This is a genomic window from Bacillus sp. PK3_68, assembly GCF_003600835.1.
GTDB lineage: Bacteria > Bacillota > Bacilli > Bacillales > Domibacillaceae > Pseudobacillus.
Window position 1 is genome coordinate 2,775,001 of record NZ_NQYC01000001.1, and the last position, 18,791, is coordinate 2,793,791.

An 18,791-nucleotide genomic window follows, 5' to 3' on the forward strand; every position below is an offset into this window, starting at 1 on the left:
AAATTGTAGAAATCAAGAGAAATGAAGTAGCTGAAAAATTTCAATGTGTTCCCTCGCAGATTAATTACGTGATCAATACACGCTTTACCATTGAGAAAGGATACATGGTAGAGAGCAAGAGAGGGGGCGGAGGTTATATCCGCATTATAAAAGTACAAGTGCATGATCAGCATGATTTAATTGAACAATTAGTTTCATTGGTGGGGAACCAAATTTCACAGTCAGCAGCAGAGAATTTAATCTATCGTCTAGTAGAAGAAAAAGTAATTTCAGAACGTGAAGCAAAAATTATGATCAGTGTAATGGATCGTTCTGTTTTATATATTGATCTTCCAGAAAGAGATGAGCTCCGAGCGAGAATGATTACTTCTATGCTAATGGCCTTGAAATATAAATAACTTATAAGGGGGGTGGTTCTCTTTGATTTGTCAAAGTTGTAAAGAGAGACCTGCTTCACTTCATTTCACTAAAACAGTAAATGGTGAAAAGACGCAACTACATTTATGTGAAAAGTGTGCGCAAGAAAAGGGAGAGCAATACATGTTTAGCCAGCATTCGGACTTTTCTATCGGTGACTTGCTTGGCGGTCTGTTTAATCTTAATTCATCTTTTTCGTCGCAGCCTGCCCAATATCCACAACAGAAGGTTTTAAAATGCGATAATTGTCAAACTACCTTTCAACAGTTTGTTAATAGAGGAAAGTTTGGTTGCTCGCACTGTTACGAAGCCTTTCAAGACCAACTAAACCCTATACTAAAAAGGTTGCAAAATGGAAATAACTTACACACAGGTAAAATACCAACTAGAATTGGTGGCACCCTTCATTTGAAAAAGGAAATAGCCGGATTAAGAGAAAGGTTACAGCAGGCGATTGCGCAAGAGGAGTTTGAAGCGGCAGCTGATATTCGCGACCAAATCCGTTCTCTCGAAAAAAAAATCCTTTCTGAAGGAGGAGAGTCGTGATGTCTCTAGAAAAGTTTATTAATCAGGCTGTCAGCTCCTGGATGAGCAATGAAGGTCCTCAGGCAGATATTGTTTTAAGTTCAAGGGTTCGTCTTGCTAGAAATTTAGACAATTATCATTTTCCTCCATTCTTAAAAGCAGACGAAGCAGAGGAGATGACCGCCAAGATCAGTGAAGGCATACAAGAGAAATATCCGCTTGAATTGTTAAAAATGGAGGAATTGTCTCCGTTACAAAAGCGAGTGCTTGTAGAGAAACACTTGATTAGCCCATACTTAGCTGATACCTCTACCTATGGGGCCGTCCTTCTTTCGGATGCAGAGGACATTAGTATTATGATCAACGAAGAAGATCACATTCGGATCCAGTGTCTTTCTCCAGGCTTGCAGTTAAAAGAAACTCTGAAAAAAGCAAACGATCTTGATGATGCCATTGAGGCAAACGTAGAATATGCTTTTGATGAAAAAAGAGGATATTTAACGAGCTGTCCAACAAACGTGGGTACAGGGTTACGAGCGTCAGTGATGATTCATTTGCCGGGATTAACCCTGACCCAACAGCTTAACCGGATTGTTCCGGCAATCAGCCAGCTGGGATTTGTAGTTAGAGGTATATATGGAGAAGGCAGTGAAGCTTTAGGAAACATCTTTCAAATATCGAACCAGTTGACTCTGGGAAAATCCGAGGCGGATATAGTAGAAGATTTGATAAGTATCGTCCATCAGATTATCGAACATGAGAAGTCAGCAAGAGAAGCTTTAGCCAACGCATCTTCTATCCGTTTAGAGGATAAAGTATTCCGCTCTTATGGTGTATTAACAAACAGCCGGATTATTGAAACAAAAGAAGCAGCCCAGTGTTTATCAGATGTAAGACTAGGAATTGATATCGGTTATATTAGCAATGTTTCCAGAAGCATTTTAAATGAATTGATGATTTTAACACAACCGGGCTTTCTGCAGCAATATGCCGGTGGACCGCTCCACCCCGAAGAAAGGGATATCCGGCGTGCAGCATTAATTAGAGAGCGGCTACAGTTAGAAGAAAATTGTTGAGGTAAAGGAGATGGATGGATATGATGTTTGGTCGTTTTACAGAAAGAGCACAAAAAGTATTAGCGCTTGCGCAAGAAGAAGCAATTCGTCTAGGGCACAGCAATATTGGAACAGAACATATTTTACTAGGTCTAGTGCGTGAAGGAGAAGGCATCGCAGCAAAAGCACTTTATGGCCTTGGACTCAGCGCAGAGAAAATTCAAGAGGAAGTCGAAAATTTAATCGGAAGAGGAGAAGGCAGCGCTCAAACAGTCCATTACACTCCTCGCGCAAAAAAGGTAACGGAATTATCAATGGACGAAGCGAGAAAGCTCGGACATTCTTACGTTGGAACAGAACATATCTTACTTGGATTAATCCGAGAAGGAGAAGGAGTAGCAGCCCGCGTTCTTAGCAACTTAGGAGTTAGCTTAAATAAAGCGCGGCAGCAAGTGCTTCAGCTGCTCGGTAACAACGAGACCAATGGTCACCAGGGCGGTTCAACATCGAATGCCAATACACCTACACTGGATGGCTTGGCTCGGGATCTAACAGTGATTGCAAGAGAAGGAAGCTTAGACCCTGTTATTGGTCGCAGCAAGGAAATTCAGCGGGTGATCGAAGTTCTAAGCAGAAGAACAAAAAATAATCCGGTTCTTATCGGTGAGCCAGGTGTAGGTAAAACAGCTATTGCTGAAGGGCTTGCCCAACAAATTGTTAATAATGAAGTGCCGGAAACACTCCGGAATAAACGTGTAATGACTCTTGATATGGGTACAGTCGTAGCAGGAACAAAGTATCGGGGCGAATTTGAAGACCGCTTAAAGAAAGTGATGGATGAAATTCGTCAAGCCGGCAATATTATCTTATTCATTGATGAGCTTCATACCTTAATTGGAGCGGGTGGAGCAGAGGGAGCCATTGATGCTTCGAATATTTTAAAACCTTCCCTTGCTCGCGGTGAGTTACAGTGCATTGGCGCAACAACGCTAGATGAATACAGAAAATATATTGAAAAGGATGCAGCCCTTGAGCGGCGCTTCCAGCCAATCCAAGTTGATGAACCGACATTGGAAGAATCTATTCAGATCTTAAAAGGATTAAGAGACCGCTATGAAGCGCATCACCGTGTATCTATTACAGATGATGCCATTGATGCAGCAGTCAAAATGTCTGATCGCTATATTTCAGACCGTTTCCTTCCGGATAAAGCGATTGATTTAATTGATGAGGCTGGTTCGAAAGTTCGTTTGCGTTCATTCACGACTCCTCCTAATTTGAAAGAATTAGAAGTAAAGTTGGAAGGAATACGCAAGGAAAAAGACGCAGCTGTTCAAAGTCAGGAATTTGAGAAGGCCGCTTCTCTGCGTGACGCTGAACAAAAGCTGCGGGAAGAGCTAGAAAAAACAAAGAATAATTGGAAAGAAAAGCAAGGTAAAGAAAACAGTGAAGTAACAGTTGAAGATATTGCAAAAGTAGTATCTAGCTGGACGGGAATCCCAGTTTCCAAGCTAGCTCAAACAGAAACGGAACGATTGCTTAACCTAGAGGAAATCTTGCACTCCCGTTTAATTGGTCAAGAAGAAGCAGTGAAAGCTGTTTCTAAGGCTGTCCGCCGGGCCAGAGCTGGTCTAAAAGATCCGAAACGGCCAATTGGTTCCTTTATCTTCCTTGGTCCTACAGGTGTAGGTAAAACAGAGCTTGCTAAAGCGCTGGCAGAATCTATGTTTGGTGATGAAGATGCCATGATCCGCATCGATATGTCTGAATACATGGAGAAACATTCAACCTCTCGACTTGTTGGATCACCTCCAGGCTATGTCGGCTACGATGAAGGCGGTCAGCTCACAGAAAAAGTACGACGCAAGCCATACTCTGTTATCTTGCTTGATGAAATTGAAAAAGCTCACCCGGATGTATTCAATATTTTATTGCAAGTGTTAGAAGACGGCCGGTTAACAGACTCTAAAGGTCGTACCGTTGACTTCCGTAACACAGTGCTGATTATGACATCAAATGTGGGAGCGGACTCTTTGCGCCGAAACAAATATGTCGGCTTTAACATTCAAGATGGTGAACAAGATTTCAAAGACATGAAGGGCAAAGTAATGGAAGAGTTAAAGCGGGCGTTCCGTCCAGAATTTATTAACCGTATTGATGAAATTATCGTTTTCCATGCTTTAGAGAAAAAGCATTTAAAAGAAATTGTTACATTAATGGCTGACCAGTTGACGCAACGTTTGAAAGAACAAGGGATTATTGTCGATTTATCTGACCGTGCGAAGGAAAAAATTGCCGATGAAGGCTATGATCCAGAGTATGGAGCCCGTCCTTTACGTCGAGCATTACAAAAGCAAGTGGAAGATCGTTTATCGGAAGAATTGCTTAAAGGCAAGGTTTTAGCAGGTCAGCAAGTTATTGTAGATGTAGAAGATGGTAACTTCATTGTAACAACGAAAGAACCATCGGCTGCAAAATAAAGAGGCTGTCCTATAAATGCCCGGCTCCTCCTTCACAAGTTGCAATTTATATGCAACGCTGGAGGCGCCTGGCTTTTTGTTGTTTTAGAAAAAGGATCATTTAAAGAGGTGGAATAAGCATGGCCAAGAAGAAAACAAAGTTTATTTGTCAGTCCTGCGGTTATGAATCGGCAAAGTGGATGGGGCGTTGTCCGGGGTGTGGAGAATGGAATCAAATGGTGGAGGAAGTCGCTATTACAGGGACACCTAAAAGGACCTTTATGCATTCGGAGCAAACGGTTACCTCTAAGCCAACAAAGCTTTCAAATGTGGAAACGATTCAGGAACCACGAGTAAAAACAAGGTTAAAAGAGTTCAATCGGGTGTTAGGCGGAGGTGTTGTACCTGGTTCACTCGTGTTAATTGGAGGAGATCCGGGAATAGGGAAGTCAACTTTGCTGTTGCAGGTTTCCGCTCAATTAGCAGCAAACAAAAGCAGGGTATTATACATTTCCGGCGAAGAATCTGTTAAGCAGACTAAATTAAGAGCAGAAAGATTAGCTGTGAAGGAAGAGGAGCTCTTTATTTATTCGGAGACAAATTTACAGTTGATCCATACGGCGATTGAGCAACTTTCTCCTTCATTTGTTATTATTGATTCAATTCAAACTGTCTATCATCCGGAGGTAACTTCAGCACCGGGAAGCGTTTCACAGGTGAGAGAGTGTACAGCTGAGCTAATGAGAATAGCGAAGGTTAACGGTATTGCCATTTTTATTGTGGGGCATGTTACGAAGGAAGGATCTATAGCCGGGCCCAGATTATTGGAGCATATGGTGGATACTGTGTTATATTTTGAAGGAGAGCGTCACCACACGTACCGAATTTTAAGAGCGGTTAAAAACCGCTTCGGTTCCACGAATGAAATGGGAATCTTTGAGATGAAGGAGGAAGGATTAGAAGAAGTAGAAAATCCTTCGGAAATTTTCCTTGAGGAACGCTCCCAAGGTTCTTCGGGATCAACGGTGGTTGCCTCAATGGAAGGCACAAGACCAGTTCTTGTTGAAATTCAGGCACTTGTTTCACCGACTGTTTTTGGAAATCCGCGGCGAATGGCTACGGGTATGGATCACAATCGCGTAACGCTCTTAATGGCTGTGCTTGAAAAGCGAGTGGGTCTTCTATTGCAAAATCAGGATGCTTATTTGAAGGTAGCCGGAGGTGTGAAGCTAGACGAACCGGCTATTGACCTTGCGATTGCTGTCAGCATTGCTTCTAGTTTTCGAGATCAGCCAACTAATTCAACGGATTGCATCATTGGTGAAGTGGGGTTAACAGGAGAAGTGCGGCGGGTTTCGCGAATAGAACAAAGAGTTTTCGAAGCTGCTAAGCTTGGCTTTACAAGGATCATTCTTCCTGCAAATAATCTTGGAGGCTGGAAAGTTCCTGAAGGGATAGAAACTGTTGGTGTTTCTACGGTTAATGAAGCATTACAGCTTGTATTTGGTAAATAATTTGCAGATTAGCCTGCATAGGCTGTTTGCAGGCTTTTGGGCATTTTTTTCAAAAAAACGATTGCGTATGGAAAAAAGTGTTTATAATGATAACAGGGAGGTGAAGTCAGGATGTTGAAGCGTCTCGTGCAGGCGGGGTTTATTATTTTAGGGGGAACACTTGGCATTATTCTTATTCCGGACTTATTAAGACTTATTCATTTAGATCATTTAACTTTAGTTAATAATCCGTACGTCGCAGTAATTATAGGAGCCGTTATTTTTTATATGTTAACGTTTTGGGCTGTAGACTACATTATTGATTTTGTTAAATGGATGGAGGACCGAATTGTTACAGCACCATTGACTGACATTCTTTCAGGCAGCTTGGGGTTGATTTTGGGACTGATTGTTGCTTTTTTAGCAGGAAACACATTAAATTCCATAGAGATACCAATCGTTAATACAGTAGCACCGATTTTTCTGACGATCTTATTAGGGTATCTTGGCTTCCAGGTTGGCTTTAAGAAGCGTGATGAAATCACAAGTTTGTTCACGATCAATAGAAGTAGCAGGAAGAAGGAAGCAGAAGCAGCTGAAAATCCATCGTTGGAACAGAGGGCGTGCAAAATTTTAGACACAAGCGTTATTATCGATGGCAGGATCGCTGATATTTGCCAGACTGGTTTTTTAGAAGGATGCCTGATCATTCCGCAGTTTGTGCTGGAAGAGCTACAGCATATTGCCGATTCTTCTGATACGCTTAAACGAACAAAGGGCCGTAGAGGTCTTGATATATTAAATCGCATTCAAAAAGAGATTCCAGTAGAGGTAGAAATAATTGAGCGGGATTTTGAAGATGTCCAGGAAGTAGATAGCAAGCTCGTCAAGTTGGCAAAGGAAATGAATGGGATCGTGGTGACGAATGACTTTAACTTAAATAAAGTATGTGAACTGCAAAAGGTACAAGTTTTAAATATTAACGATTTGGCAAATGCAGTGAAGCCGTTGGTCATTCCGGGAGAAGAAATGAAAGTTCTTGTTATTAAGGACGGAAAAGAACAGCGTCAAGGCATTGCTTATCTGGATGATGGAACGATGATTGTAGTAGAAGAAGGCCGTGATTACATCGGCAAGCAAATCGACGTAATTGTAACGAGTGTACTGCAAACATCAGCGGGCCGGATGATCTTTGCCAAGCCGAAGCTAATAGAAAAAGCGCTTTAAAGGAGCAGGGGAAAATGAATTATCAAGTAATTATTCCAGCTGCCGGCCGGGGAACGAGAATGAAAGCAGACAAAAATAAGCTGCTGCTCTTGCTGAATGGGCGTCCGGTTATCATTCATACGCTGGAGGTTTTTGAGCAAGATCCGAATTGCAGTGGTATTATTCTCGTTGTCCAGCCTGAGGAAACAACCATGTTCTCCAATTTGATTCATGAATATGATGTCTCCAAAGTGAAGAAGCTGGTTCCTGGTGGTAATGAGCGGCAGCAAAGTGTATTTAATGGCTTGAAAGAAGCGGATCAGACCGGAATTATTCTTGTTCATGATGGAGCAAGACCTTTCATTACAAGGCCGATCATCAGCCAGCTTGTTGAGAAAGCAACAGAAGAAGGAGCGGCAATTGTCGCTGTTCCTGTAAAAGATACCATTAAGCGTGTAGAAGGAGGAGTAGTTGCCGAGACAATTGAACGTTCTAGCTTGTGGTCTGTACAGACACCACAAGCTTTTCGTGTGCCGTTGATTATGCAGGCTCATAGACAGGCTCAAGAGGATCGATATATGGGCACAGATGAAGCCTCTCTTGCTGAACGGGCGAACATAAGGGTTCAAATTGTTGAAGGGGACTATGATAATATAAAATTAACTACACCCGAAGATCTTGTATTCGCGAAAGCTATTATTCAAAAAAGAAAATCACTATAGAGGTTGAAGGAGAAAAGTTATGTTTCGAATTGGGCAAGGCTTTGATGTGCATGAATTTGCAGAAAATCGTCCATTAATTGTTGGGGGTGTAACCATTCCGCATGAGAAGGGATTAATTGGCCATTCAGATGCTGATGTATTGCTGCATACTGTAACGGACGCTCTTCTTGGAGCAATAGGTGAGGGAGATATTGGCCGGCATTTTCCAGATACAGATCCGGCGTTCAAAGATGCAGACTCAGCTGTTTTGCTTCAGCATGTGTGGCAGCATGTGAAAGAGAAGGGATTTGTTCTAGGCAACGCAGACTGTACTATTATGGCTCAGAGACCTAAGATGGCGCCATATATTGGACAAATGCGAGAAAGAATCGCAGAGCTGCTGGAAACGGACGCATCACAAGTGAATGTAAAAGCGACAACAACAGAAAAATTAGGATTTGTAGGTAGAGAAGAAGGAATAGCGGCGCAGGCGGTTGTTTTGTTAATAGCAAAAGAAAAGGAATCCTCTTCCTTCTAATAAAAGCTGGTGGTAAAATAAAAAAAGTTACTAGGAACGATTTGAGGAGGAACATAAAATGGCAAACGATATTCGTGTGCGCTATGCGCCAAGCCCGACAGGCCATCTACATATTGGTAATGCGCGCACAGCGCTTTTTAATTATTTATTTGCCCGGAATAAGGGTGGGAAATTTATTATTAGAATCGAGGATACCGATCAAAAGAGAAATATTGAGGGCGGCGAAGAAAGCCAGCTGACGTATTTGAAATGGCTCGGTATTGATTGGGATGAAAGTGTCGACAAGGAAGGAGAATTTGGTCCTTATCGCCAGTCTGAACGAAATGATATCTATAAGAAATACTATGACCAATTATTAGAAGAAGGACATGCCTATAAGTGTTATTGTACGGAAGAAGAGCTTGAAGCTGAACGGGAGGCGCAACAAGCCGAGGGAAAAGATATGGCGGGCTACTCCGGCAAATGCCGTCACCTGACTCCTGAAGAAAGAGCTGAAAAAGAAGCGGAAGGACGAAAGCCAAGTATCCGTATTAAAGTTCCTGCAGGAGAAATGCTCACATTCAATGATATGGTGAAAGGGGAAGTGTCTTTTGAATCGGATGGCATTAGCGATTATGTTATCGTGAAAAAAGATGGAACACCGACATACAACTTTGCGGTAGCAATAGATGACCATCTGATGGAAATGACACATGTGCTGCGCGGAGATGACCATATCTCCAATACACCGAAACAGTTGCTCGTTTACAATGCGCTTGGCTGGGAGCCGCCAACTTTTGGCCATATGACACTGATTGTGAATGAAAGCCGCAAAAAGCTGAGCAAGCGTGACGAATCCATTATTCAATTTATTGAACAGTACAAAGAGCTTGGCTACTTGCCAGAAGCACTGTTTAACTTTATCGCTTTACTGGGTTGGTCTCCGGCCGGTGAAGAGGAGATTTTCTCTAAAGAGGAATTCATCGAACTATTTGATGCTAACCGTTTGTCCAAGTCTCCCGCTTTATTTGATCAGCAAAAGCTGGCATGGATGAATAATCAGTACATGAAGAAAGTGGATTTAGATCGGGTAGTGGAGCTTGCAGTGCCCCATCTTGTCAAAGCAGGCCGCATTGCTGCTGAGCGCTCTCCTGAGCAAGAGCAGTGGGTGCGTGAGCTGATTGGCCTTTATCAAGAAAAGATGAGCTTTGGAGCAGAAATTGTGGACATGTCAGAGCTGTTCTTTAAAGAGGATATTAGCTATGAGGAGGAAGCAAAAACAGTTCTTGAAGAAGAACAAGTTCCTGAAGTTCTTGCTTCTTTCCTAAACAAGGTTGAAGCAATGGAAGAGTTTAAGGCCGATGAAATTAAAAAAGCCATGAAGGACGTCCAAAAGGAAACTGGGCATAAAGGGAAAAAGTTATTTATGCCGATCCGTGCCGCTGTGACCGGCCAAACACATGGACCTGATTTGCCTAAAGCGATTGAATTGCTCGGCAAGGAAAAAGTTGTCGAGCGTCTTGGCAAGATCCATAGTTAACATTTCGGCAAAAATGTAATATATTAAATGTACTATTTATTCATAATTAGCGTTGATGAGGAGAAGTAAATAATTGAAGCTTTACAGAGAGAACCGTCACCGGCTGCGAACGGTTTAAGCCGCTCAATTATTGAAATGCCCCTCTGAGTCTGTTGTTGAAAGGAATCCGAGTAAGCAGCAGCGGGAACACCCGTTATCAGTTTAGAGTTGGATTAACAGACAGGACTGTCTGTTTTTCAAACAGAGTGGAACCGCGTCAACACAACGTCTCTGTCTATACAGAGGCGTTTTTATTTTGTTTTTAAAAAAGGAGGATAGCAATGAGCATGTTTAAATTACTTAAAGAGGATATCGATACAATTTTTGAGCAGGATCCTGCTGCCCGCAGTTATTTGGAGGTTATTTTAACCTATTCCGGATTGCATGCTATTTGGGGTCATCGGTTGGCGCACGGTTTTTATAAGAGAAAATTCTTTTTCCTTGCTCGTCTAATTTCTCAAATTAGCCGTTTTTTCACCGGTATAGAAATCCACCCGGGTGCCCAGATTGGACGCCGCCTTTTCATTGATCACGGGATGGGTGTTGTTATTGGGGAAACTTGTGAGATAGGTGATAATGTAACACTATATCAAGGAGTGACACTTGGAGGTACCGGTAAAGAAAAAGGAAAGCGGCACCCGACGGTTAAAGACAATGCATTGATCGCATCAGGGGCTAAAGTGCTTGGCTCCATTACAATTGGGGAAAACTCCAAAATTGGGGCCGGGTCGGTTGTTCTAAAAGATGTGCCTCCCAACTCAACCGTTGTTGGTATTCCGGGGAAAATAGTGATACGTGACGGGAAAAAAGTACAAAAAGACCTTAATCATCAGGACTTACCAGACCCAATTGCTGATCGCCTTTTCTCCATGGAGAAGGAAATTGTCAGGCTGCGTGAAGAGCTTCAAGAAGTAAAGAAGGGAGAACCACTAAATGACCATTCGCGTTTATAATACATTAACGAGGCAAAAAGAGGAGTTTGTCCCCCTAGAAAAGGGAAAAATAAAAATGTATGTATGCGGACCGACCGTATATAACTATATTCACATAGGCAACGCCCGGCCAGCTATTGTATTCGATACAGTCCGCCGTTACTTTCAGTATAGCGGCTACGATGTGACCTATGTTTCTAACTTTACAGATGTGGATGACAAGCTGATTAAAGCAGCTAACGAATTAGGAGAAGAAGTTCCGGCGATCGCTGAGCGCTTTATCAATGCTTATTTTGAGGATACAGGGGCGCTCGGCTGCCAAAAAGCGGATGTGCATCCCCGTGTAACTGAAAACATTGACATCATCGTTGAATTTATTGAAACCCTCATTGAGAAAGGCTATGCTTATGCTTCTGAGGGAGATGTTTATTATCGTACACGAAAGTTTGCAGAATATGGAAAGCTCTCCCATCAATCCATAGACGAATTAAAGGTTGGTGCAAGAATTGGCGTAGGGGAAAAGAAAGAAGATGAGCTTGATTTTGCCTTATGGAAAGCAGCAAAGGAAGGCGAGATTTACTGGGAGAGCCCGTGGGGGAAAGGACGTCCGGGATGGCACATTGAGTGCTCAGCGATGGCAAGAAAGTATCTGGGCGATACAATTGATATACATGCCGGCGGACAGGATTTAACTTTTCCGCATCATGAAAATGAAATTGCCCAGTCCGAAGCATTGACAGAAAAAACGTTTGCCCGCTACTGGCTGCATAATGGTTATATTAACATTGACAATGAAAAAATGTCGAAATCGCTCGGCAACTTCGTCCTTGTACACGACATTATTCAACATATTGACCCACAAGTTCTTCGCTTCTTTATGTTGTCTGTTCATTACAGACATCCGATCAATTATAATGAAGAATTGCTGGAGAATGCAAAAACAGCGTTGGATCGCCTAAGAACTGCTTATGAAAACTTAAAGCACCGCAAGCAATCGAGTACGAATTTGACAGAAGATGATACACAGTGGCTGGATAAAATAAAAGAGCTGCATCAGGCGTTTACAAAGGAAATGGATGATGACTTCAATACAGCCAATGCCATCTCCGTCTTATTTGAACTTTCCAAGCAGGCTAATTATTATTTAATGGAAAAAAACACATCCGAAAAAGTAATTGACGCCTTTTTAAAAGAGTTCGAAGATTTATTTTTCGTGCTCGGGCTAAAGCTTGAAGTAGAGGAAGCACTGTTAGAGGAAGAGATTGAGGAATTAATCGAACAGCGGATTCAAGCAAGGAAAGACCGCAATTTCCAGCTTGCCGATGAAATTCGTGATAAGCTGAAGGAAATGAACATCATTTTAGAGGACACACCGCAGGGCACACGCTGGAAAAGAGGGTAAAAATGCTGGATTTTGAACCATTAAAAGAGGCCACACAGATGAATAGTCTTGCCCTTGCTTACATGGGCGATGCCATTTATGAAGTGTATGTGCGCCGTCATTTATTGGAACTTGGAAAAGTGAAGCCGAATCAGCTTCATCGGGAGGCTACCCGCTATGTTTCGGCAAAAGCTCAGGCGGATTTTCTATATCAGATGATCGACAGCGGTTTTTTGTCAGAAAAAGAGCTTGCTGTGGTTAAAAGAGGGAGAAATGCAAAGTCGGGAACAACCCCAAAAAATACCGATGTTCAAACTTACCGGCATAGCACAGCTTTTGAAGCACTGATTGGGATGCTGTTCTTAACAGGAAATGAACAGCGGCTTGCAGAAATGATCGATTTTTGTCTGCAGCCAAAAATAAGTGAGAAAGGAGGAGACTCATGATGTCCAAAGAGTTTATCGCAGGCAGGAATCCTGTGCTTGAAGCGCTAAGATCAGATCGGGAAATCAATAAAATCTGGATAGCGGAGGGAGCACAAAAGGGGCCTGTGCAGCAGATTATCAAAAAAGCAAAAGAAAAAAATGTACTCGTTCAATTTGTCCCTAAACAAAAAATTGATCAGATGAGCGAGGAGAATCACCAGGGCATCGTTGCTTCTGTTGCTGCCTATGACTATGCAGAGCTAGACGATTTGTTTGCCAACGCGGAAAAGAGCGGGGAAGAACCTTTTTTCCTCATTCTGGATGAAATTGAAGATCCTCATAACTTAGGATCCATTATGCGAACAGCAGATGCTGTGGGAGTGCATGGCATTATTATTCCAAAGCGCCGGGCGGTAGGATTAACAGCTGCAGTCGCAAAAGCCTCTACTGGAGCAATTGAATATATTCCTGTTGTAAGAGTGACTAACTTGTCACGGACGATTGATGAACTGAAAGAACGTGGTGTGTGGATTGCCGGCACAGATGCAAAGGGGGCCGATGACTACAGGCAGTTTGACGGAAACATGCCACTTGGGCTTGTCATTGGCAGTGAAGGAAAAGGAATTGGGCGCTTAATTAGAGAAAAGTGTGATTTTCTTATCCAACTGCCTATGGCCGGACGTGTCACTTCTCTAAACGCTTCTGTAGCAGCCGGCGTATTGATGTACGAAGTGTATAGAAGGCGGCATCCTTTAGGGGAGTAGCGATGAACATCCTCATAGTTGACGGCTACAATATTATTGGTGCTTGGCCGGAACTTCAAAAGCTAAAAAAACATGATCTTGCTTCTGCCCGTGACCGTCTTATTCAGTTGATGGCTGAATATCAAGGATTCACGGGCAGCCGGGTCATCGTTGTTTTTGATGCCCATTATGTTAAAGGAACAGAAAAAAAATACCGGGATTCAAAAGTAGAGGTAATTTTCACACGGGAAAATGAATCAGCAGACGAGCGCATTGAAAAGCTTGCAATAGAACTAAATAATATTAAAAATCAAATTTTTGTAGCAACCTCCGATTTTACGGAACAGTGGGTAGTTTTTGGGCAAGGAGCTTTGCGAGTATCTGCTAGAGAGCTGCTTACAGAGCTGAAAGTAACCAATAAAAAAATTGGGAGAAGTGTCCAAAAATTCCACGAAAAAAAGGTCCATTCAAAAATTCCTCTTACAGACGAAGTGGCAGAAATTTTTGAAAAGTGGCGCCGTGGCGAGAAATGAAGCATTGACGTTCGAAAAAAACGTACTGTATAATGTTGCTATCTATGGCTTTGCAGGCGGAGGGGATGTGTGTGAGTTTGAACCGTTCAAGCAATACAGCATTGGAAACGCTTCAAGATGAGCAACTCATAGAACTTGTTCACAGTGGAAATAGTGATGCTCTGGATTATTTGATTCACAAATACAAAAATTTTGTCCGGGCGAAAGCACGTTCCTACTTTTTAATTGGGGCCGATAGGGAAGACATTGTCCAAGAGGGGATGATTGGGCTTTACAAAGCTATCCGCGATTACAGAGAAGATAAGCTAACCACGTTTAAAGCTTTTGCTGAACTTTGTATCACAAGACAAATTATCACTGCCATCAAAACAGCCACAAGACAAAAGCATATTCCGTTAAATTCCTATATTTCACTTGATAAACCAATTTACGATGAGGAATCTGATCGTACGTTGATGGATGTCATCACAGGCGCAAAAATTATGAATCCAGAAGAATTAATTATTAACCGCGAGCAATTTAGTAGTATTGAAGATAAAATGAATGAATTGTTAAGCGACTTGGAACGAAAAGTGCTAGCCTTATATTTGGACGGGCAGTCGTACCAGGAGATTTCAGAAGAACTTAACCGTCACGTGAAATCGATTGATAATGCTCTGCAGCGGGTTAAGAGAAAGCTTGAGCGCTATCTGGAATTTAGAGAAATCACGTTGTAGGCAATAACTTGACTAGTTCCGCTGATAATGTTATTTTTTACAATTGAGATAGATAAGGTGGATTCACAATGACAAAAAAGAGAATATTAGCTTGTTCCGAATGCGGTTCAAGAAACTATTCCACTCAGAGCAAAGCCAATAGTGAAGAACGCCTAGAAATAAAAAAGTTTTGCCGCACATGTAACAGTCACACGATCCATAAGCAGACTAAGTAAAATGAGAAGCGGCTACTTAAAGACATATAAATGGCCGTTGTGCCGGTTATCTATGCTATAGAGGCTGATGTTGGAAATTCGGCCGCTCGCAGCTGGGTAGAGTAAAAGTGGACAGGCTGGTGTCTGCAGCCAGCCAATAATTGATCATCTTTGAGAAAAGTTGATTTCACCTTTGGAGGGTTCGAAATGTCGAGCATAACACAATTTTTCCGCAACGTCGGTTCGGAAATTAGAAAAGTCAGCTGGCCGAAGAAAAAAGAGCTGACGGGATATACAATCACGGTTATTACAACTGTGTTTTTCTTGGCCATCTTTTTTGCGGTGGTTGATTTAGGTATCTCATCGCTTGTACGATGGGTTTTGTCTCTATAATTTTCAACTTTGCCGCCTCGTTTTGAATATACTGTTTTTTGATATGGTATAATGAAACATCATAGAGAAGAAAAAAAGCCCGCTTCAACGGGTTTTTTCATTTGCTTTTCAAAAGTAAAGGAGGGAAGGACGCTTAGTCCCTTTCTATGGAGAAGAATTGGTACGTTGTACACACATATTCAGGATATGAGAATAAAGTAAAAGCTAACCTGGAAAAACGCGTAGAGTCCATGGGTATGCAAGATAAAATCTTCCGTGTAATCGTTCCGGAAGAAGAAGAAACTGATATTAAAAATGGTAAAAAGAAAGTAACAAAACGCAAAGTCTTTCCAGGCTATGTACTAGTAGAGATTGTCATGACAGATGACTCTTGGTACGTGGTTCGCAACACACCAGGTGTTACTGGGTTCGTAGGTTCTTCGGGTCATGGTTCAAAGCCAACACCGCTTTTACCAGACGAAGTAAAAAATATTTTGAAGCAAATGGGAATGGATGAAAAACGCAAGGACGTTGATTTTGAAGTGAACGAAACAGTAGTCGTAAACGAGGGCCCATTTGCTAACTTTGAGGGAACAGTAGAAGAAATCGACTTCGACAAGGCAAAATTAAAAGTGCTCGTAAATATGTTTGGCCGCGAAACTCCGGTTGAACTTGATTTTAACCAGGTAGATAAATTATAATGGAAAACATCTTGAAATATTAAGGAAACAATGATAATATTTTTAAGTCAGTATGTCTTAAAGACAGACTAATTTTAATTAACCATCTTTAATATATTTAAAGGTGTTATTGAGTGGGAGGGGAAATCCCCAAATACCACATCACGGACTTAAGGAGGTGTGTCTCGTGGCTAAAAAAGTTATTAAAGTTGTTAAGTTGCAAATCCCTGCAGGCAAAGCAAATCCTGCGCCGCCGGTTGGTCCTGCACTTGGTCAAGCTGGTGTAAACATCATGGGATTCTGTAAGGAGTTTAACGCGCGTACAGCGGATCAAGCTGGTTTGATCATTCCAGTTGAAATTTCGGTTTTTGAAGACCGTTCATTTACATTCATCACAAAAACTCCGCCGGCTGCTGTACTTCTTAAGAAAGCAGCAGGTATTGAGTCTGGTTCCGGTGAACCAAACCGCAATAAAGTAGCGACAGTAAAGCGTGATAAAGTTCGCGAAATCGCTGAAACAAAAATGCCTGACCTTAACGCAGCTAATGTTGAATCAGCTATGCGCATGGTCGAAGGTACTGCCCGCAGCATGGGTATTGTGATTGAAGACTAATTGTTTGTAGAAGTTGTTCAAGGGTTGCGCTGTGAATGTATTCCGTAATTACTTCACACGCAACCTTTATTCGTGGGAGGTTATTCCGCTAAAACCACATAAGGAGGAAGTTTTAAATGGCTAAAAAAGGTAAAAAGTTTCAAGAAGCAGCAAAGCTTGTTGATCGTACAACAGCTTATGCTCTTGACGAAGCAGTTGAATTAGTAAAGAAAACAAACTTTACAAAGTTTGATGCAACAGTAGAGGCAGCTTTCCGTCTTGGAGTAGATCCGAAGAAAGCTGACCAACAAATCCGTGGAGCAGTTGTGCTTCCAAACGGAACTGGTAAAACACAAAAAGTTTTAGTGTTTGCTAAAGGTGAAAAAGCAAAAGAAGCTGAAGCAGCTGGAGCAGATTATGTAGGAGATGCAGACTACATCAACAAGATCCAACAAGGTTGGTTTGAATTTGATGTAATCGTAGCTACTCCTGACATGATGGGTGAGGTTGGTAAGCTTGGCCGTGTGCTTGGTCCTAAAGGTCTTATGCCAAACCCTAAAACTGGAACAGTTACTTTCGATGTAACGAAAGCTGTTCAAGAAATCAAGGCAGGTAAAGTAGAATACCGTGTTGATAAAGCTGGAAACATTCATGTTCCGATTGGTAAAGTTTCTTTTGACAATCAAAAGTTAATTGAAAACTTCAACACAATCTTTGAAACAATGTTAAAAGCAAAACCATCAGCAGCAAAAGGCACATACATGAAGAATGTTACAATCACTTCAACAATGGGTCCTGGCGTTAAGGTAGATCCTTCTTCTGTAGCTGTTGCAAAATAAGTTGACAACAGATTTTGAATTTGATATAATTCATTTTGTTGCAAAATAATTGAACATTTATACCGTAGACAGCAGGTGCTGAAAAGCTTAATTTCCCGCCGAGGTAATACGAATATATAGAGTGTGGCCTTGCGCTGTACTTTTCGTAACCTCCATGTCTGCTGATGTGGAGGTTTTTTACTTTCATCTAAGGTATGAATGGACAAGCAAAATAGCAAATTGTTTATTTTGCTATAGAAATCTACAGGAGGTGTAAAAGATGAGCAGTGTAATCGAGCAAAAGAAACAGTTGGTAAACGATATTGCTGACAAATTTAAAAGCAGTGCATCTACAGTAATTGTAGACTACCGTGGTTTGACAGTGAGCCAAGTAACTGAGCTTCGTAAACAGCTTCGTGAAGCTGGCGTTGAATTTAAAGTATACAAAAATACTTTAACTCGTCGTGCAGCTGAAACTGCTGAAATTTCTGGTTTGGATGAATTCTTAACTGGGCCGAATGCGATTGCGTTCAGTACAGAAGATGTAATTGCACCAGCAAAAATTCTTAATAGCTTTGCTAAAGAGAATGAGGCGCTAGAAATTAAAGCAGGTGTTTTAGAAGGAAATGTTGTAACAGTAGAAGAAGTGAGAGCTCTTGCTGAACTTCCATCCCGCGAAGGACTTCTTTCTATGCTACTCAGCGTGTTGCAAGCACCTATGCGCAACTTCGCTCTTGCAGCAAAAGCTGTTGCCGATCAAAAAGAAGAACAAGGCGCGTAAGCTGATTTTTTCAGAAGCAGCCTAAACGAATAAAAAGAAAGTAAAAACAAGGAGGAAACTTTAAAATGACTAAAGAACAAATCATTGATGCGATTAAAGAAATGTCCGTTCTTGAATTGAACGATTTAGTAAAAGCAATTGAAGAAGAATTTGGTGTAACTGCAGCTGCTCCAGTAGCAGTAGCAGGCGGAGCTGCTGGTGGAGACGCTGCAGCTGAGAAAACTGAGTTTGACGTTGTGCTTACTGATGCAGGCGCTCAAAAAATCAAAGTTATCAAAGTTGTTCGTGAAGTTACAGGTCTTGGACTTAAAGAAGCGAAAGAACTTGTTGACAACACTCCGAAACCAGTTAAAGAAGGAGCTTCTAAAGAAGAAGCTGAAGAAATCAAAGCTAAACTTGAAGAAGTTGGCGCTGGCGTAGAAGTTAAGTAATTACGTACGGACGATAACAAAGCCCGCTGGATCCAGCGGGCTTTTATTTATGAATTTAATTTTCTGGAACGGTAAGCTAAACGGGCTATAAATCTTGAATGTATTTTTTGTTTATTTTATACTTGTCGCAGCTAACCAGGTGCTTTTTCATTACCTAGTTGCAGCGGCTAAGCTCCTCGAACAAGCCAAACGAACTGCAGGACTGAGGAAATGCTATTGCGTTAGTTTGTTTTCTGTTTGT

The 18,791-nt window shown here is 41.8% G+C and carries 22 protein-coding genes and 2 other annotated features (1 of these 24 running past the window's edge); all 22 genes read left to right on the plus strand.

Features of this window, described 5'->3' with window-relative positions; all coding sequences use genetic code 11:
• On the plus strand, positions 1-398 hold the 3' portion of the coding sequence (locus CJ483_RS14075; protein ID WP_481747717.1) for a CtsR family transcriptional regulator. Its footprint begins 67 nt before the window's first position; the window shows 398 of its 465 coding nt (coding positions 68-465); the start codon falls outside the window, past its left edge; the stop codon is at positions 396-398.
• Between the two features lie 22 nt (positions 399-420).
• A complete protein-coding gene (mcsA, locus tag CJ483_RS14080; RefSeq protein WP_120035835.1) occupies positions 421-963 on the plus strand; it encodes a protein-arginine kinase activator protein McsA in 543 nt (180 codons plus the stop codon).
• On the plus strand, positions 963-2,018 hold the full coding sequence (mcsB, locus tag CJ483_RS14085; protein WP_120035836.1) for a protein-arginine kinase McsB: 1,056 nt from the start codon (positions 963-965) through the stop codon (positions 2,016-2,018). Before mcsA ends, mcsB begins: the two co-directional genes overlap by 1 nt.
• A gap of 20 nt (positions 2,019-2,038) precedes the next feature.
• Positions 2,039-4,477, plus strand: coding sequence for an ATP-dependent protease ATP-binding subunit ClpC (clpC, locus tag CJ483_RS14090; protein ID WP_120035837.1), 2,439 nt, complete (start codon positions 2,039-2,041; stop codon positions 4,475-4,477).
• A gap of 119 nt (positions 4,478-4,596) precedes the next feature.
• The gene (radA, locus tag CJ483_RS14095; RefSeq protein WP_120035838.1) at positions 4,597-5,970 is read left to right on the plus strand and encodes a DNA repair protein RadA; all 1,374 of its coding nucleotides are present in this window, start codon (positions 4,597-4,599) and stop codon (positions 5,968-5,970) included.
• A 111-nt stretch (positions 5,971-6,081) separates the two neighbouring features.
• Positions 6,082-7,176: a PIN/TRAM domain-containing protein gene (locus tag CJ483_RS14100; protein ID WP_120035839.1), complete on the plus strand. Its 1,095-nt coding sequence runs from the start codon at positions 6,082-6,084 to the stop codon at positions 7,174-7,176.
• 14 nt (positions 7,177-7,190) lie between these two features.
• Positions 7,191-7,877, plus strand: coding sequence for a 2-C-methyl-D-erythritol 4-phosphate cytidylyltransferase (ispD, locus tag CJ483_RS14105; RefSeq protein ID WP_120035840.1), 687 nt, complete (start codon positions 7,191-7,193; stop codon positions 7,875-7,877).
• A 19-nt stretch (positions 7,878-7,896) separates the two neighbouring features.
• Positions 7,897-8,394 (plus strand): 2-C-methyl-D-erythritol 2,4-cyclodiphosphate synthase, encoded by a 498-nt coding sequence (gene ispF / locus CJ483_RS14110; RefSeq protein WP_120035841.1) that lies wholly within the window; start codon positions 7,897-7,899, stop codon positions 8,392-8,394.
• A 58-nt stretch (positions 8,395-8,452) separates the two neighbouring features.
• Entirely contained in the window at positions 8,453-9,913 is a 1,461-nt protein-coding gene (gene gltX / locus CJ483_RS14115; protein ID WP_120035842.1) for a glutamate--tRNA ligase, read from the plus strand.
• 43 nt (positions 9,914-9,956) lie between these two features.
• Positions 9,957-10,188 (plus strand) — a binding site (T-box leader).
• A gap of 51 nt (positions 10,189-10,239) precedes the next feature.
• Complete coding sequence (gene epsC, locus CJ483_RS14120) at positions 10,240-10,905, plus strand: serine O-acetyltransferase EpsC (RefSeq protein WP_120038040.1); 666 nt, start codon at positions 10,240-10,242, stop codon at positions 10,903-10,905.
• Positions 10,886-12,286 (plus strand): cysteine--tRNA ligase, encoded by a 1,401-nt coding sequence (gene cysS, locus CJ483_RS14125; RefSeq protein ID WP_120035843.1) that lies wholly within the window; start codon positions 10,886-10,888, stop codon positions 12,284-12,286. The genes epsC and cysS overlap by 20 nt, the downstream gene beginning before the upstream one ends.
• 2 nt (positions 12,287-12,288) lie before the next feature.
• Positions 12,289-12,711, plus strand: a complete 423-nt coding sequence (locus CJ483_RS14130; protein WP_120035844.1) for a Mini-ribonuclease 3 — start codon at positions 12,289-12,291, stop codon at positions 12,709-12,711.
• Positions 12,711-13,454, plus strand: coding sequence for a 23S rRNA (guanosine(2251)-2'-O)-methyltransferase RlmB (rlmB, locus tag CJ483_RS14135; RefSeq protein ID WP_120038042.1), 744 nt, complete (start codon positions 12,711-12,713; stop codon positions 13,452-13,454). Before CJ483_RS14130 ends, rlmB begins: the two co-directional genes overlap by 1 nt.
• 2 nt (positions 13,455-13,456) lie before the next feature.
• Entirely contained in the window at positions 13,457-13,966 is a 510-nt protein-coding gene (locus CJ483_RS14140) for an NYN domain-containing protein (protein WP_120035845.1), read from the plus strand.
• A 65-nt stretch (positions 13,967-14,031) separates the two neighbouring features.
• Positions 14,032-14,682, plus strand: coding sequence for an RNA polymerase sporulation sigma factor SigH (gene sigH, locus CJ483_RS14145; protein ID WP_120035846.1), 651 nt, complete (start codon positions 14,032-14,034; stop codon positions 14,680-14,682).
• Positions 14,683-14,750: 68 nt separating this feature from the next.
• Entirely contained in the window at positions 14,751-14,897 is a 147-nt protein-coding gene (gene rpmG / locus CJ483_RS14150; protein WP_120035847.1) for a 50S ribosomal protein L33, read from the plus strand.
• Positions 14,898-15,083: 186 nt separating this feature from the next.
• On the plus strand, positions 15,084-15,269 hold the full coding sequence (gene secE / locus CJ483_RS14155) for a preprotein translocase subunit SecE (protein WP_120035848.1): 186 nt from the start codon (positions 15,084-15,086) through the stop codon (positions 15,267-15,269).
• Positions 15,270-15,415: 146 nt separating this feature from the next.
• A complete protein-coding gene (nusG, locus tag CJ483_RS14160; protein WP_120035849.1) occupies positions 15,416-15,949 on the plus strand; it encodes a transcription termination/antitermination protein NusG in 534 nt (177 codons plus the stop codon).
• Between the two features lie 166 nt (positions 15,950-16,115).
• Positions 16,116-16,541, plus strand: a complete 426-nt coding sequence (rplK, locus tag CJ483_RS14165; RefSeq protein WP_018395143.1) for a 50S ribosomal protein L11 — start codon at positions 16,116-16,118, stop codon at positions 16,539-16,541.
• Between the two features lie 116 nt (positions 16,542-16,657).
• Complete coding sequence (gene rplA, locus CJ483_RS14170; protein WP_120035851.1) at positions 16,658-17,359, plus strand: 50S ribosomal protein L1; 702 nt, start codon at positions 16,658-16,660, stop codon at positions 17,357-17,359.
• 44 nt (positions 17,360-17,403) lie between these two features.
• Positions 17,404-17,547, plus strand: a sequence feature (ribosomal protein L10 leader region).
• Positions 17,548-17,618: 71 nt separating this feature from the next.
• Positions 17,619-18,119, plus strand: a complete 501-nt coding sequence (gene rplJ, locus CJ483_RS14175; RefSeq protein WP_120035852.1) for a 50S ribosomal protein L10 — start codon at positions 17,619-17,621, stop codon at positions 18,117-18,119.
• A gap of 65 nt (positions 18,120-18,184) precedes the next feature.
• Complete coding sequence (gene rplL, locus CJ483_RS14180; protein WP_041101803.1) at positions 18,185-18,550, plus strand: 50S ribosomal protein L7/L12; 366 nt, start codon at positions 18,185-18,187, stop codon at positions 18,548-18,550.
• Positions 18,551-18,791: the final 241 nt, after the last annotated feature.